Raw genomic sequence first — 14,836 nt, 5'->3', positions numbered from 1 at the left:
TGCCGCAGATCGGCGTCGAAATCTCGCCAACGAAGCGCCAGGACCTGGTATGTCCTGGCGCTTCATGAGGGTTGAGCGCGTTTCGGAACGAGCTCGCGACGACGAACCGCCTACCTGGGCGCCGGAGTGAACGGCTGATTGATCGTGGTGAAGTACTGGGCCAGGGCGGCGATGGCGACCGGGGCCGTGACGAAGAGTTGGCCGGCGAGCGTGCCGAGTGCGCCGACGGCGAGGATTCCGCCCAGGCAGCCCACGGCGGCGGCGGGGATGAACGGCCCGAACATGCCGACGATGGTCGCGGCGGCGATGGTGGCGCCGGCGATGCCGCCGAGTACACAGCCGACGATGCCGCCGCCGATACCGCCGACAGTGGTGCCGATCGCGGCCCCGGTCGCGATGGTATCCTTCAATCGCGTGAAGGCGGCGACTTCGCGTTCGTACGGCGTTCGCCACAGCGCCTGGTCTTCGAAAGGCAGCGCAACCGGCTGGTATACCGCGTGCTCGAGGTCGAATTGCGGTGTCAGCGTGGCGGTTCGGCCCTGAATGTCGGCGGCGATGGGGAAGACGAAATCGTCGACCCGAAACTCCAGCGGAGTACCCGCGAGTACGGCGCCGTTGGCTGCTTTGACTTCGAACACTCCGTTTTCCACCTCCATCGAACCCGCGTCGATGTCGACGACCATGCTCTCTTCGGAAGTGGTGGCGGTGTAATTGACGATTCCGCTGTCGAGGGGCTGAGGAGTAGCGCCTGCGGTTCCTGCGGTGATGCCGGTGATCGCCAGCGTCGATATCGCCGCGACCGCCAGCGCGCGACCGAAATTGGCATCCATGGTGAAACCTCCTGCGGGAGTTGTCGTCTCGAAGTCGGTCATCACGGTCGCAGGGTATGGCTGAAGGCAGCCTGAAGTCGCCTGAAGTCCATTTCAGGAACGGCACCAGCCGATTGTGCGGCTCTGCGCTCGCCGCGACTACTCGCCGATCCGGGCTATCGTCTCCGCTACCCGCTCCAGGTGTTCGGCCATCGCTTGCCGCGCGGCCTCCGGCGAGCCCGCCTCGATAGCCCGGACGACGGCCTCGTGTTCCCGATCGGAGTCGGCGCGGCGGTCCTGGGTCAGATTGAGGAATTCCGACTGCGGGTCCAGCGCGCGGCGAGTATCGGCGACCACCGCGGTCAGCATCTTGTTGCCGCTGGCCGCCGCGATCGCGGTGTGCAACTCGCCGTCGTAGCGGACCCACTCGCGGGCGTCGGTGGCTGCCGCCAGTTTGCCCAGTAGTTCGAAAAGCCGCCGCAGCTGCTCTGGCGTGCGGCGTTGCGCCGCGAACCCCGCGGTGGGGATCTCGATGAGCTGGCGAGCCTCGATCAGATCTCCGGCGTCGACACCGGCGAACGTCAGCTGCGGGCTCTCCTTCGTGGAGACGACGAAAGTTCCTCGGCCCGTACGGGTTTCCGTAAGACCGAGAGTCGCGCAGGCATGCAGCGCCTCGCGGACCACCGGACGGCTGACGCCGAACTGCTGGGCCAAGGCGAGCTCGGCGGGCAAGCGGTCGCCCACCGCGTATTCGCCGCTTTGGATCAGGTCCTTCAGCCGACGAAAGACCGCTTCCGTGGCGCCGATGCGATGCACCCGGCCTTCTTCGACTGTCACGTGACCAAGTATGGAGATCTGCCGATAGGGCGTCAAAACGCTCGGTCCTGCGAGTATTCGTGTCGCCCCGGCGTTGACAGCGAATGTGACCTGTATTACGGTCAACCTGTCTTACAGCCTGACCGCATGGCAGCCATGCTCCACCTCGACCTGTTGAGCGCGCTGCCGCGCAGGCTGGATTCGGCCCAAGGAAGGTTTCCATGACGCACCACGACGAACTGTCGGCCCGGCCAGCCACGCAACCATCAGCAGCGAAGCTCGACATCGGCGACGTCGGCTATCAGAAACAGCTGCGCAAGCGCCATATGCAGATGATCGCGATCGGCGGCTCCATCGGCACCGGGCTCTTCCTCGGGGCCAGCGGCCGCATGGCGCTAGCCGGGCCGTCGCTGGCCATCGTCTACATCGTCTGCGGCGTCTTCACGTTCATGGTCGTGCGCGCGCTCGGCGAGCTGGTGATGTATCGGCCGTCCTCCGGCGCGTTCGTCTCCTACGCCCGCGAATTCCTCGGCGAGCGCGGGGCCTATTCCGTCGGCTGGCTGTACTTCCTGAACTGGTCCACCACCCTGGTCGCCGACATCACCGCCGTGGCGCTGTACGCGCACTTCTGGTCGCCGTTCGTACCGATACCGCAGTGGGTCCTCGCGCTGATCGCGCTGGCGGTCGTCGTCGGGCTCAATGTCGTATCGGTGCGCCTGTTCGGCGAGTTCGAGTTCTGGTTCGCGCTGATCAAAGTCGGCACGATCGTCGCATTCATGCTGCTGGCCGTGGTGTTCCTCGTCACCGGCACACCGGTCGACGGCAACGTCCCCGGCTTCTCCACCATCGCCGACAACGGTGGTTTCTTCCCGCACGGTCTCGCTCCGATGCTCACCATCGCGCTCGGCGTGGTGTTCGCGTTCGGTGGGACGGAGATGATCGGTGTGGCCGCGGGCGAATCCGACAACCCCGGCGCGGTGGTTCCGAAGGCCGTCAACTCGATCATGTGGCGGATCATCCTGTTCTACGCAGGCTCGGTGGTCCTGTTCACGCTGTTGCTGCCGTGGACGGCGTACTCCCCCAGCGAGAGCCCGTTCGTCACCGTGATGAGCTCCATCGGGATCCCGCACGCGGGCGATGTCATGAACCTGGTCGTGCTCACCGCCGCGATGTCCAGCCTGAACGCGGGCCTGTACGCGACCGGTCGCACCCTGCGATCGATGGCCGTGGCCGGGACGGCGCCACGCTTCGCCGCACGGATGAATCGCAATGGCGTTCCATACGGCGGAATCCTGATCACCAGTTCGGTGGGCATCGCCGGTGTGGTGCTGAATCTCCTTGTGCCCCAGAAGGCATTCGAGATCGTGCTGAACCTTGCCGGGCTCGGCATCGTCGGAACCTGGGCTTCTATCATGATCTGTCACTGGATCTTCGTGCAGAAGTCCCAGCGGGGCGAGTACCGCCGACCGGCCTTCCGGCTCCCTTTCGCTCCGGTGTTGAACATCCTGACCCTCGTCTTCCTGGCCGGTGTCGTCGCGCTGATGTTCTTCGACGACGAGATCGGGCGGATCACGCTCGCGGTGTTCACCGTTGTCGTCGCGGCCATGGTCGCGGGATGGTTCCGGATCAGGGGCCGTCTCGATCAGGACGTGCTCGCTCCGGTGGATCGGCCGGACGCGACCACCGAGGGAGCGCAGGGCGCATGAGCACTCGCGGAACGGCATACCTCCGCATGGGATTGCGAATCCACGTCCTCTACACCGGCGGCACTTTCGGAATGGCCGACCACGGGGCCGGTATGGGTCCACGTTCGGGAATCGGTGCCGAAATCGCCGACCTCATCGCGCGATACGAGACGGTGACCGGCCGGTCGGTCGAGTTGCGCTACGCCGAATTCGACCGCGTCATCGACAGCGCCGCCGCCGACTCGGGCACTGCCTTCCGGATAGCGGAGTGGGTGCGATACCGCATCGAATCCGAGCGCCCGGATGGTGTCATCGTGATTCACGGAACCGACACCATGGCCTATGTCGGCGCCCGCATAGCCTTCGAAGTGCGTGATCTCGCTGTCCCGGTGGTGCTGACCGGTGCCCAGATACCTCTCGGACATCCCGGCAGCGATGCCGAACGCAACCTGCATCTCGCATTGGATTCGATTGCCACCCAACCCGGGCCGGGAATCTACATCGCGTTCGGCTCCGCTTTGCATCCCGCCGTGCGGGCAAGCAAACGCGCCTGCGATGAATACGACGGCTTCGGCACCGTTCGGGAGTTCACGCCGCCCCCGTCCCCTCCGCCACTGCTACCGCGACGACACAGCACGGCAACCCGCCTTCCGGTGGGGCTGCTCACCGTCTTTCCCGGTCTGCACGCCGACCTGCTCAGCGCCGCGATTCGGCAGTATCCCGGCGGAATAGTCCTCGAATGCTACGGCTCGGGCACGATGCCGCACGGAGCCGACGTAATGGAGACGATCCGGATGGCGACGCGGCGCGGAACCCCGGTCGTCGTGATCACCCAATGTGACAGCGGTTCGGTCGATCTCGAGCGCTACCTCCCCGGACGCGCACTTCTGGACGCGGGGGTGATCAGCGGAGGCGACATGACCAGGGAGGCGGCGCTCGCCAAACTGGCCTACCTCGTCGACCTCGGGTTCTCCGGTGGGCAACTGCGGGACTGGATGACGACCAACATGCTCGGCGAGCTGTCGAATCCTGCCGCGCCGCCCCTGGTACCTGTCCGCGAAGACGCCCTGACCGCCCGGAGCCGATGATGACCGACAGCACCCGAACCGAACGCGACTCGCTCGGCACCCGCACCGTGCCCGGCGACGCCTACTGGGGCATCCACACCGCACGCGCGCTGGACAATTTCGCCATCACCGGCGACAGCATCGGGCGATATCCCGCGCTCGTCGCCGCGCTCGCCACGGTCAAGCAGGCCGCCTGCCGCGCCAATCGCGAACTGGGCATCCTCGACGCTCGCCGGGCCGACGCGATCGAATCGGCCTGCGCCGAGATCAGGGCCGGCGTGCTGCAAGACCAGTTTCCGATCGACCCGATCCAGGGCGGCGCGGGAACCTCGACGAACATGAACGCCAACGAGGTCATCGCCAACCGGGCGCTGGAGTTGCTCGGCCACGACCGCGGGACCTACACCGAACTGGACCCGCTCGACCACGTCAACCTCGGCCAATCCACCAACGACGTGTACCCGACGGCCGTCCGGCTCGCCGTCGTACGACACATCCGGGACCTCGTCGCGGCGTTGCGGCGGCTCGCGGACGCGTTCGGCGTCAAAGCCGACGAATTCGCCGACGTCATCAAAATGGGCCGCACCCAGCTGCAAGACGCCGTACCCATGACGCTCGGACAGGAATTCGGCACCTTCGCGGTCATGGTGCGCGAGGACTGCGAACGGCTCGAGGAGGGCATCGCCCTGCTGTGCGAGAGCAACCTCGGCGGCACCGCGATCGGCACCGGAATCAACGGCCATCCGAGTTATCCCGCGCTGGCCTGCGCCCACCTCGCCGAGCTCACCGGCGAACTGGTCACGCCCGCGGCCAACCTGATCGAGGCCACCCAGGATTGCGGCGCTTTCGTTCAGGTCTCCGGCATCCTCAAGCGGGTCGCGGTCAAACTGTCCAAGACGTGCAACGACCTGCGGTTGATGTCGTCGGGTCCCACTACGGGATTCGGTGAGATCAATCTGCCGCCGGTCCAGGCCGGGTCATCGATCATGCCGGGGAAGGTCAATCCGGTCGTTCCGGAGATCGTCAACCAGGTCGCCTTCGAGGCCATCGGCACCGACCTGACCGTGACCATGGCCGCCGAGGCCGGGCAGCTCCAGCTCAACGCGTTCGGACCGATCATCGCCTACGGCATGCTGCGCACGACCACGCATCTAACCGCCGCGGTCGACACCTTGGCGACCAAGTGCGTCGCGGGCATCACCCCCAATCGTGACCACCTCGAGCAGGGCGTCCGGCGCTCCGTCGGCATCGTTACGGCGCTGACCCCCCACATCGGGTACGCGGCCAGCGCCCGAATCGCCAAACAAGCACTGCAAACCGGGCAATCCGTCGCGGAGATCGCGATCGAACTCGGCTTGCTCACACCAGAGGCGATCGAGGAAATCCTCGGAGCCCGCCGGCTCGCAGGGCTCCCGGGTTCCGCAACCGACACCGCACCGCTTCGCCGCATAGTCCGGACGACCGACGGAGCGGAAATACACCGCTTCGGAAACTTCCGCTGAAGCCGACCGCGCATTCTGCTCTCGAGTTCGGTTCCCACGCTTCGCCGGTCGGCGTGTCCTCCGGCACTGCCGATCACGGTCACGGTCTCCTGCGCCGACGCCGTGACCGCGATCGTCGTGGCGAGCGCCCGCAATGCGGCGTTGTGGCGATCGTGCTGGCATTGGTCACGGCGGACTACTGGCGACGCAAAAGTAGTGAGCGCCGCAGCCGTTTCCGGGATGTCGTGCCCTCAGTCGCAGACCGCTCCGATCGATGCCGAGCCCACCAGCTTGGTGTATTTCGCCAGGACGCCGCGGGTGTAGCGGGGCGGCAAGGGTTTCCAACCCTCGCGGCGGCGGGTGAGTTCTTCGGGGTCGACGAGCAGGTCGAGGGTTCCTTCGGCGACGTCGAGACGGATGGGGTCGCCGTCGCGGACGAATGCGATCGGGCCGCCGTCGACGGCTTCCGGGGCGACGTGGCCGACGCACAGACCGGTGGTGCCGCCGGAGAACCGTCCGTCGGTGAGGAGCAGAACGTCTTTGCCCAGACCCGCGCCCTTGATGGCTGCGGTGATGGCCAGCATCTCCCGCATGCCGGGGCCGCCCTTCGGGCCCTCGTACCGGATGACCACCACGTCTCCCGCCGCGATCGTCCCGTCTTCGAGGGCGTCCATCGCGGCCCGCTCACCGTCGAAAACGCGTGCGGTGCCAGCGAAGACGTCGAATTCGAAGCCCGCCGACTTGACGACGGCGCCATCGGGCGCGAGTGAGCCCCGGAGAATGGTGATGCCGCCGGTCGGGTGCATCGGCGCCGTCATGGCCCGGATCACCTTGCCGTCGGGATCCGGCGGGGTGATGTCGGCCAGGTTCTCCGCGACCGTCCGGCCGGTCACGGTCAGGCAGTCGCCGTGCAGCAATCCGGCGTCGAGCAGCGTCTTCATCAGCACCGGCACGCCGCCGATCCGGTCCACGTCGGTCATCACGTGCCTGCCGAAGGGTTTGACGTCGGCCAGATGCGGCACCTGGCGACCGATGCGGGCGAAATCGTCCAGCGTCAGTTCGACGTTCGCCTCGTGCGCGATCGCCAGCAGGTGCAGAACCGCATTGGTGGAACCGCCGAATGCCATCACGACCGCGATCGCGTTCTCGAAGGCGGGCTTGGTGAGGATGTCGGAAGGGGTGATCCCCTGCCGGATCAACTCCACCACCGCCTCGCCGCTGCGGCGGGCGTAGCCGTCGCGGCGGCGGTCGGTCGCGGGCGGCGCCGCGCTGCCCGGCAGCGACATGCCGAGCGCCTCGGCCGCACTGGCCATGGTGTTGGCGGTGTACATCCCGCCGCAGGCCCCCTCGCCAGGACAGATGGCTCGCTCGATGGCGTCCACATCGTCGCGGCTCATCAGGCCGCGCGCGCAGGCGCCGACCGCCTCGAACGCGTCGATGATCGTCACCTCGCGCTCGCTGCCGTCGGACAGTTTCGCGATACCGGGCAGGATCGAGCCCGCGTACAGGAAGACGCTCGCCAGGTTCAGCCGGGCCGCCGCCATGAGCATCCCGGGCAGCGACTTGTCGCAGCCGGCCAGCAGCACCGCACCGTCCAGGCGCTCGGCCTGCATCACCGTCTCGACGCTGTCGGCGATCACCTCGCGCGAGACCAGGGAGAAGTGCATCCCCTCATGACCCATGGAGATGCCGTCGGACACCGAGATGGTGCCGAACTGCATGGGAAATCCGCCACCAGAGAACACGCCGTCCTTGCAGCCTCTGGCAAGCCGGTCGAGCGACAGATTGCACGGCGTGATCTCGTTCCACGAAGAGGCCACCCCGATCTGCGGCTTCTCCCAATCTTCGTCGCCCATGCCGACCGCGCGCAGCATCCCGCGGGCCGCGGCCCGCTCGAGGCCATCGGTGACGTCGCGGCTGCGCGGCTTGAGGTCGGACACCTTCGCATTCTCCGGCACGGTTCCCATCATGCTCGGCCGGGCGCGCGAACGGCAGCGACCACGCCGAACCGCATCAGCACGATCAGGGAGTCCGTGCGCACTGCCGGTATTCAGCGCAACGCGAACTCGTACGCCCTGAGCGTAATGCTGGGCCGACCGGGCAGCCTGAACCGTACGCTCGCACCATGACCGAGCATCCGAGACTCCACTCGATCCCGGGCGGACGCGACGACCGGATTCGCGACCCGCAACCGCGGACGGCTCCGGAACCGCTCTGGCGCGAGGCGCTCGGCGAACAGTTGCGCACGCTTCGCCAGGATCGGCGCGAGACGCTGGTGGAAACGGCCAAGCGGGCAGGGATTTCCCCGCAATACCTGTCCGAAGTGGAGCGGGGCCGCAAAGAGCCGTCGAGTGAGATGATCGCCGCTCTGGCCGGATCGCTCGGCACCACGCTGGGCGAGCTCATCGGACAGGTGGCCGATGACCTTCGCGCTCAGCGTCGTGTCGCCTTCCTCGGACGGCCCGGGCAGCGTTCCAGCGCCGGGCCGACGCTCATGGCGCTGGCGGCCTGATCAGTCGCGGGCGCCGAGCACCTGGTCGACCAGGCCGTACTCGACCGCCGCCCGCGCGGTGAAGACCCGGTCGCGATCGGTGTCGTGGCGCAGCCGCTCCACCGACTGGCCGGTGTGCCGCGACAGGATCGACTCGATCTCCGCGCGCATCCGCACCAACTCGTCGGCCTGCAGAATCAAGTCGGGTATCGCACCCTGCCCACGGGCCGCGGGCTGGTGCAGCACCACCCTCGCGTGCGGCAGCATGGCGCGGCGGCCGGGCTCCCCGCCCGCCAGCAAGACGGCGCCGACTGCGATGGCCTGGCCCACGCAGGTGGTCTGCACCGGCGACTTGATGTGCTGCACAGTGTCGTACACGGCGAGCATCGAGGATAGATCACCACCCTCGCAGTTGATGTACAGGTTGATCTCCTGCTCCGGGCCTTCCGATTCCAGGTGCAGCAGTTGCGCGATCAGCGCGTTGGCCACCCCCGAGTCGATCGGCGTGCCGAGGTAGACGATGCGCTCTGCGAGCAGGTGGGAGTAGATGTCGGTGATTCGCTCGCCGCCGCGCGGATGCTGCGCGATCACATTGGGAATGGTGTAAGTACTCATGCCGAGATTCCGACCCTCTGCCGCTGGGGAACGATCTGTCCGAACGAGTCGACGATGTGGTCGATGAAGCCGTACTCCTTGGCTTGCGCGGCGGTGAACCAGCGGTCGTGCAGCGAGTCCTCGTAGATCCGGTCGAACGGCTGCCCGGTGTCCTCGGCGATGATGCCGAGCACCGTGTCGACGGTATGCCGCAGATCGTCGGCCTGGACTTCGATGTCGACCGCGGTGCCACCGATGCCCGCCGACCCCTGATGCATCAGCACCCGGGCATGAGGCAACGCGAAACGCCGACCACGGCTACCCGACGACAGAAGAAATTGCCCTGCGCTGCAAGCCAATCCGAGGGCAAGCGTGGATACCTCGCACGGCACCAGCCGCATCACATCACGGATGGCGAGCATCGACGGGACCGATCCGCCCGGGGAATGGATCCACAGCGAGATTCCGGTCTCCGGATCCTCCGCGGCGAGGGTGAGCAACTGCGTCATCAGCAGGGTCCCGTTGTCATCGTCGAGCGGACCATCCAGGACGAGGATGCGGCGGCTGAGCAGTTGCTCCCGGGCCCGCCAGCTGAACAACGGTGTCTTGTCATCGTGAGCCATGCCCCCACCGTGCCCCACTCGCTCCGCGAAACGGGTGCCACGCTGCCCCCAGCAGATCCGCTCTCAGCAGCCGAGCCGCGCATGCCCGTGGGGGTCACTACGTGATAGCCGCCGAACCCTCACCAACACGCCATAGCTCGCGGCCGGTTCGCCACACGGGTGATCAACCCTTGCGTGCCGGCAAAAGGACGATGCCCGTCGGCGCGGGGTGCGCCGACGGGCATCGTTGCCGCGGAAGGTGACTCGTCAGGATTCGCGTCCCGCGGTCGAGGCGGACCGCTGCCTGTCCTTGCGGGCGCGGCGGCGTTCGGCCTGCAGTTCGGCGAGTTCCTGCTCGAGAATGTCGGCGACGCGGAACGAACCGGTGTCATAGATGTCCGGCGTGTGGGCCGTCGGCGGCTGCGCGAGGTCGGACTTGGTGCTGTCCTTGCCGTTCTTGGCCTCGGCCGTGGGGGTGTCGCTCTTGGCATCGGCGAGCGGGCGGCGGGTCGCCGCGATCTCCGGCAATGCGGCGGTCGGGGTTTCGGTGTCGGATGCCGAGGGCCGCGTCTGAGCCTGCCGGACGACCACCTTCGCCGCGGCGGGTTCGTCGGCGCGCACCCGGGTCGCCGGTCGGTCGTCGGACTTGGTCGAGGAAACCGGGGCCGGCGCGACAGTCTCGCTGTCCGCGGCAGGCTTCTTGCCGTTGGTCGCGGCACCGTTCTTGGCGACCGACGCCGCGTCGACGCCCTGCACCGACGTGGCGGGACGCGTCTCGACGGCTTCCATCGCGTCGAGTGCCTCGATGGTCTCGGGCAACAGCGGCTTGCGGGGCACTTCGGCCGGTGCCCGCTTCTGCTCGGCCTGCACCGGAGCAGGAGGTTCCGGTGCGCCAGCGGTTTCCGCGACCTCTTCGGTTATCTCCTCCTCGACCACCTCGATCGGTGGCGCTGGATACTCGGCCAAAGCCAGCTGATCGTGCGGCACGCCGGACGTGGTCACCTCCTGCGGGATCGGCATCCGATACCTGGGGAGCGTGAGCCGGATCTGTTCGGCCGGGTCGGGGAGCTCGCGGACCTGCTCGGTGGCCCTGGCGATGGCGAGGCCGTAGCGTGCGCTGGCAGCGTCGTGGATGAGCAGCGCCACGCCGATCATCACCGGCGCGATGGCGTGCACTGCGGCGTCGTACCACGCGCCCGTGCGCACGTACGGGTAGGTATTGAGACCGACCGTCAGCGCCAGGAGGGCGATTTCGGCGGTGGCGACCTGGCGGCGGTTGTCGATCACGCCCCATTCGGCCACTTTGTTGGTGCCGATCATGATGATGATCAGGCAGACGCTGATCATGCCTTCGAGCAGATAGCTGAACCAGTACAGCGGATCGGTCGGCCCACCGGGCGCTATGTTCTGCTGGACGTTGACCGCCGACCACAGCATGCCCGCCGCGACGACACCGGCCAGCGCGCGCAGCGACCAGGATCTGTGCCGATAGAGCGAGGCCAGCTTGGCGTGCGGGCTGGATTCGCGTCGCTGTGCGGCAATCGCCTTGCGGGCGACCAGGAGATCTCGCATGTCGGCCTTCTCGATCGCTTCGGTGGTCTGCCTGGCCCGGTCGGAGGCCGCGGCGGCCGCCTGCGCCTCTTTCCAGCGCTGTCCGCGCTCCTGCGTGCGAATCCGTTCGGCGAGCTCACGTTCGGCATGCAGTTCGTCCTCCGACAGCGCTTGGGTCAGCGCGGGATCGAACTGGTAGGCGAGCCGTCCACGGGCCTTCTCGACCCGTCTAGCCAGCTGTGTAACCTCGTCCTCGATGGGATGTTCGATGACCATCAGCGCTCCCCGCACGGGAGAATCGATGGCAGACAAGTGATCACGAATGGCAACGGCACCCCACATTCATAGTCGATGCACCGCTACCGGCGAAACCTATTCATTTGCCATCTCGTAAAACTATTCGGCGCGCCGCGAATGACACGCGTCGGCCCTGACGGCATACCCTCCGCATCGAACCGAGCACTGAACCATTGACCGCCCTATGCTGAGGTGGCGCGCTTTCCCTTCGCGGCGGCGCGTGCGCTCCCCCGGGGCGCTCGGATACGCCGATGCCGCCGAGATTCGCCCCTCGGCGGCATCGGGCCGACCGTAGACGCCGATCACCCTGGCGCACCAAGCATTTCGATGATGCCTCTGCGCCGATCAGCGCCCATGCTCGGCGTCCACCGAATCGAGCACCCGAGACAGCGTGTCGAACAGCAACCCGTCCAGCCGGTTCTGGTCGACATCGTCGCGGGCCAGCCACTGCACCGTGAGATCTTCGGCCATCGCCCACCACGACCGGACCACCAGACGCTGAGCGGTCGTCGGCTCGTCCCGTCCGAGCGCGGAGAACACACGATCGGTCAATTCGTCGTGCAACTGCTCCATGATCGACTCGAGCACCGGATCCTGCCCCGCCGCGCGCAGCAACCCCACCAACGGCCCGCTGCGCCTGCGCATGTAGCCGACGAAGTTGGCGATCATCGACGCGAGCGGGTCGGCGGCGTCGGTGTCGGGACCGGTGGCGCGCAGGAATCGCAGGGTGGCGGCGCGGACGAGCTGTGCGTAGTAGTCCTGCTTGGTCGGGAAGTAATGGAAGAGCAGTCCGCGTGAGATACCGGCCTGCTGCGCGACCGCGTCGATGGTGATCTGGTGCCAGGGCCGGTCGATCAGCATGGCCAGCCCGATCCCGATCAGCTGGCTGCGCCGGTCCTGCGCCGAGCGACGGCCGCCGGGCTCCGCGGCAACCTCGGTCATCCAGCCTCCTGCGTCTTGTCGGACACCCGCTCACGGTCGGCGGGACGAGGCGCTGCGCATTCGATCACGCCTCGTCTATTGAGCAATGCTCAACACTATGCTACCAATAACCCGACCGGAAGTTGAGCAATGCTCAGCACAGCCTGAGGATGGGTATGGATTTCACACATTCCGACCGAGCCGTCCGTCTCACCGACCAGGTGCGGCAGTTCGTCCGCGACGAGATCGAGCCGCGCGAGGCCGAGCACGCCGCCTTCCTGCGGGAATCGCCGTGGGCGGTCCCGCCGGTGGTCGAAGAGCTCAAACAGAAGGCGCGGGCCGCGGGGCTGTGGAATCTCTTCCTCCCCGATCCGGAACACGGCGCGGGTCTGAGCAACGTCGACTACGCGCCGATGGCCGAGGCGATGGGCAGCTCCGGCTGGGCGCCGGAGGTGTTCAACTGCAATGCGCCCGACACGGGCAACGCCGAGGTGCTGCTGCATTACGGCAGCCCGGAGCAGCGCCGGGAGTGGCTGCGGCCGCTGCTGGACGGCACGATCCGCTCCGCGTTCTGCATGACCGAGCCCGAGGTCGCCTCCTCCGACGCGACCAACATGGCCGCGACCGCCGTGGTGGACGGCGACGAGATCGTGCTCAACGGCCGCAAGTGGTGGAGCACCGGCATCGGCCATCCGAACTGCGCGTTCGTCATCTTCATGGGCCTCACCGACCCGGCGGCGCATCCCTATCAGCGCCATTCCATGGTGCTGGTCCCGCTGGACACGCCAGGCGTGCGGGTCGAGCGCATGCTCAGCACCTTCGGCTACCTGGACGAACCCTACGGGCACGGCGAGGTCACCTTCACCGACGTGCGGCTCCCCTTGGACGCTGTGATCGCCGGGCCGGGACGGGGATTCGAGATCGCGCAGGGCCGCCTCGGCCCCGGCCGCATCCACCACTGCATGCGCGCCATCGGCCTCGCCGAGCGTGCGCTCGAGCTGGCCTGTCGCCGCAGCCTCTCGCGCACCGCCTTCGGGAAGCCGCTGGCCAATCTCGGCGGTAATCGGGAGCGCATCGCCAATGCCCGCGTCGCGATCAATCAGGCCAGGTTGCTCGTCCTGCACACCGCATGGCTGCTGGATACGAAGGGACTGGCCGGCGCGCGCAGTGAGGTGTCCCAGATCAAGGCGGTCGTACCGAGGATGACCCAGGAGGTCCTCGACATGGCGATCCAATTGCACGGCGGCGCCGGGCTTTCCGATGATTTCCCCCTGGCGCGAGCGTTCGCGGGCATTCGGTCGCTGCGCTTCGCCGACGGCCCCGACGAAGTGCACCTGGGCGTGATCGCCCGCCAGGAACTACGCAAGTACGGGTCCGACCGGTGAGCGCACCAGATGCCGGTGCCGTCCGCGCCGAAGACTCCTTCGACGTCGCGGCCATGCACGCCTGGCTCGCCGAGCAGGTGCCGGACCTCGTCGGTCCGCCCGAGGTACGCCAATTCTCCGGTGGCGCGTCGAATCTCACCTATCTCCTGCGCTATCCGGACCGCGACCTGATCCTGCGGCGGCCGCCGAGCGGCACGAAGGCCGCTTCCGCACACGACATGGGCCGCGAGTTCCTGGTGCAGCAACGGCTGCGTCCGCACTACCCGTACGTGCCACGGATGGTCGCCCGGTGTGTCGACCCGGGTGTGATCGGCAGCGAGTTCTATGTGATGGAGCGGGTGGCGGGCACCATCCTGCGCGGTGATCTGCCGCAGGGGATGAGTTTGTCCATCGATCAGGCGCGGCGACTGTCCACCACGGCTTTCGACTGCTTGGTCGAACTGCACGAGGTGGACCCCGTAGCAGCGGGACTCAGCGAAATCGGCAAAGGATCGGGCTACGTCGGCCGCCAGGTTTCAGGCTGGTCGCGCCGTTTCGTCAATGCGCGCACCGACAATGTCAGCGATTTCGCGGCGGTGATGGCCTGGCTGGATAGCAACCAGCCGCCGGACATCGCGACCACCGTCATCCACAACGACTTCCGCCTGGACAATCTCGTGCTCGACCCATCCGGTTCGGGCGCGATCGTCGGCGTACTCGACTGGGAAATGGCGACCTTGGGCGATCCTCTGATGGACCTCGGTGGCGCGCTGGCCTACTGGGTGCAGGCCGACGACGACGAGGCCATGCTGGCCGTCCGCCGCCAGCCGAGCCACCTGCCCGGCATGCTGACCCGCGCCCAGATCGTCGCCCACTACTGCGAGCGCACCGGCCATTCGGCCGAGAACTGGCCGTTCTACGAGGTTTTCGGCCTGTTCCGCCTGGCCGTCATCGCCCAGCAGATCTACTACCGCTATCACCATGGGCAGACCACCAACCCGGCGTTCAAGGACTTCTGGATGGCGATCAACTACCTGGACTGGCGCTGCCGGAAAATCGCGGGCCTGACCTGAGGTTTTGCCGCGCTGATGGCCGGTGCCGGGATGAGCGAGGCGGAGGTGGTCGAGCGGCTGCACACCATCGCGTAGTCCATCGGTC

The 14,836-nt window shown here is 67.2% G+C and carries 13 protein-coding genes; 6 read left to right on the top strand and 7 right to left on the bottom strand.

The features are described 5' to 3' along the window. Positions 1–110: 110 nt before the first annotated feature. Positions 111–830 carry a DUF8020 domain-containing protein gene (locus tag NA4_RS01570; RefSeq protein ID WP_067462863.1) on the bottom strand — a complete coding sequence of 240 codons (720 nt, stop codon included), beginning with the start codon at positions 828–830 and terminating at the stop codon, positions 111–113. Between the two features lie 138 nt (positions 831–968). Next, positions 969–1,646 carry a FadR/GntR family transcriptional regulator gene (locus NA4_RS01565; protein WP_218022226.1) on the bottom strand — a complete coding sequence of 226 codons (678 nt, stop codon included), beginning with the start codon at positions 1,644–1,646 and terminating at the stop codon, positions 969–971. Positions 1,647–1,846: 200 nt separating this feature from the next. On the opposite strand from NA4_RS01565, the gene NA4_RS01560 reads away from it, so the two are divergent. The 3 genes from NA4_RS01560 to NA4_RS01550 are packed head-to-tail and all read left to right on the top strand — an operon-like array spanning position 1,847 to position 5,879. Continuing rightward, on the top strand, positions 1,847–3,331 hold the full coding sequence (locus NA4_RS01560) for an amino acid permease (protein ID WP_067462678.1): 1,485 nt from the start codon (positions 1,847–1,849) through the stop codon (positions 3,329–3,331). Next, positions 3,328–4,398, top strand: a complete 1,071-nt coding sequence (locus NA4_RS01555; protein WP_067462675.1) for an asparaginase domain-containing protein — start codon at positions 3,328–3,330, stop codon at positions 4,396–4,398. The genes NA4_RS01560 and NA4_RS01555 overlap by 4 nt, the downstream gene beginning before the upstream one ends. After that, positions 4,398–5,879, top strand: a complete 1,482-nt coding sequence (locus NA4_RS01550; RefSeq protein ID WP_084496703.1) for an aspartate ammonia-lyase — start codon at positions 4,398–4,400, stop codon at positions 5,877–5,879. Before NA4_RS01555 ends, NA4_RS01550 begins: the two co-directional genes overlap by 1 nt. 230 nt (positions 5,880–6,109) lie before the next feature. Here the strand turns inward: NA4_RS01550 and ilvD are convergent, their stop codons facing one another. Beyond that, positions 6,110–7,825 (bottom strand): dihydroxy-acid dehydratase, encoded by a 1,716-nt coding sequence (gene ilvD, locus NA4_RS01545; RefSeq protein ID WP_067462856.1) that lies wholly within the window; start codon positions 7,823–7,825, stop codon positions 6,110–6,112. A 158-nt stretch (positions 7,826–7,983) separates the two neighbouring features. Here ilvD and NA4_RS01540 point away from each other — a divergent pair, with 158 nt between their 5' ends. After that, positions 7,984–8,370, top strand: a complete 387-nt coding sequence (locus NA4_RS01540; protein WP_084496702.1) for a helix-turn-helix domain-containing protein — start codon at positions 7,984–7,986, stop codon at positions 8,368–8,370. Here the strand turns inward: NA4_RS01540 and NA4_RS01535 are convergent, their stop codons facing one another. The 4 genes from NA4_RS01535 to NA4_RS01520 form a co-directional block, all read right to left on the bottom strand. Next, positions 8,371–8,964: a ClpP family protease gene (locus NA4_RS01535; protein WP_067462673.1), complete on the bottom strand. Its 594-nt coding sequence runs from the start codon at positions 8,962–8,964 to the stop codon at positions 8,371–8,373. It lies immediately after the preceding gene. Beyond that, on the bottom strand, positions 8,961–9,566 hold the full coding sequence (locus NA4_RS01530) for a ClpP family protease (RefSeq protein WP_067462671.1): 606 nt from the start codon (positions 9,564–9,566) through the stop codon (positions 8,961–8,963). Before NA4_RS01530 ends, NA4_RS01535 begins: the two co-directional genes overlap by 4 nt. Before the next feature lie 246 nt (positions 9,567–9,812). Next, positions 9,813–11,372, bottom strand: a complete 1,560-nt coding sequence (locus tag NA4_RS01525; RefSeq protein WP_067462668.1) for a hypothetical protein — start codon at positions 11,370–11,372, stop codon at positions 9,813–9,815. Positions 11,373–11,738: 366 nt separating this feature from the next. Then, positions 11,739–12,335 (bottom strand): TetR/AcrR family transcriptional regulator, encoded by a 597-nt coding sequence (locus NA4_RS01520; RefSeq protein ID WP_067462665.1) that lies wholly within the window; start codon positions 12,333–12,335, stop codon positions 11,739–11,741. A gap of 155 nt (positions 12,336–12,490) precedes the next feature. Between NA4_RS01520 and NA4_RS01515 the strand changes: the two genes are divergently transcribed. Then, positions 12,491–13,699, top strand: coding sequence for an acyl-CoA dehydrogenase family protein (locus NA4_RS01515; RefSeq protein WP_067462850.1), 1,209 nt, complete (start codon positions 12,491–12,493; stop codon positions 13,697–13,699). Then, positions 13,696–14,751, top strand: coding sequence for a phosphotransferase family protein (locus NA4_RS01510; RefSeq protein WP_067462662.1), 1,056 nt, complete (start codon positions 13,696–13,698; stop codon positions 14,749–14,751). Before NA4_RS01515 ends, NA4_RS01510 begins: the two co-directional genes overlap by 4 nt. The last annotated feature ends 85 nt before the right edge of the window (positions 14,752–14,836 follow it).

Origin of the sequence: Nocardia amamiensis NBRC 102102 (genome assembly GCF_001612745.1) — a bacterium.
GTDB lineage: Bacteria > Actinomycetota > Actinomycetes > Mycobacteriales > Mycobacteriaceae > Nocardia > Nocardia amamiensis.
This window is presented reverse-complemented; position numbering and strand designations above follow the sequence as displayed.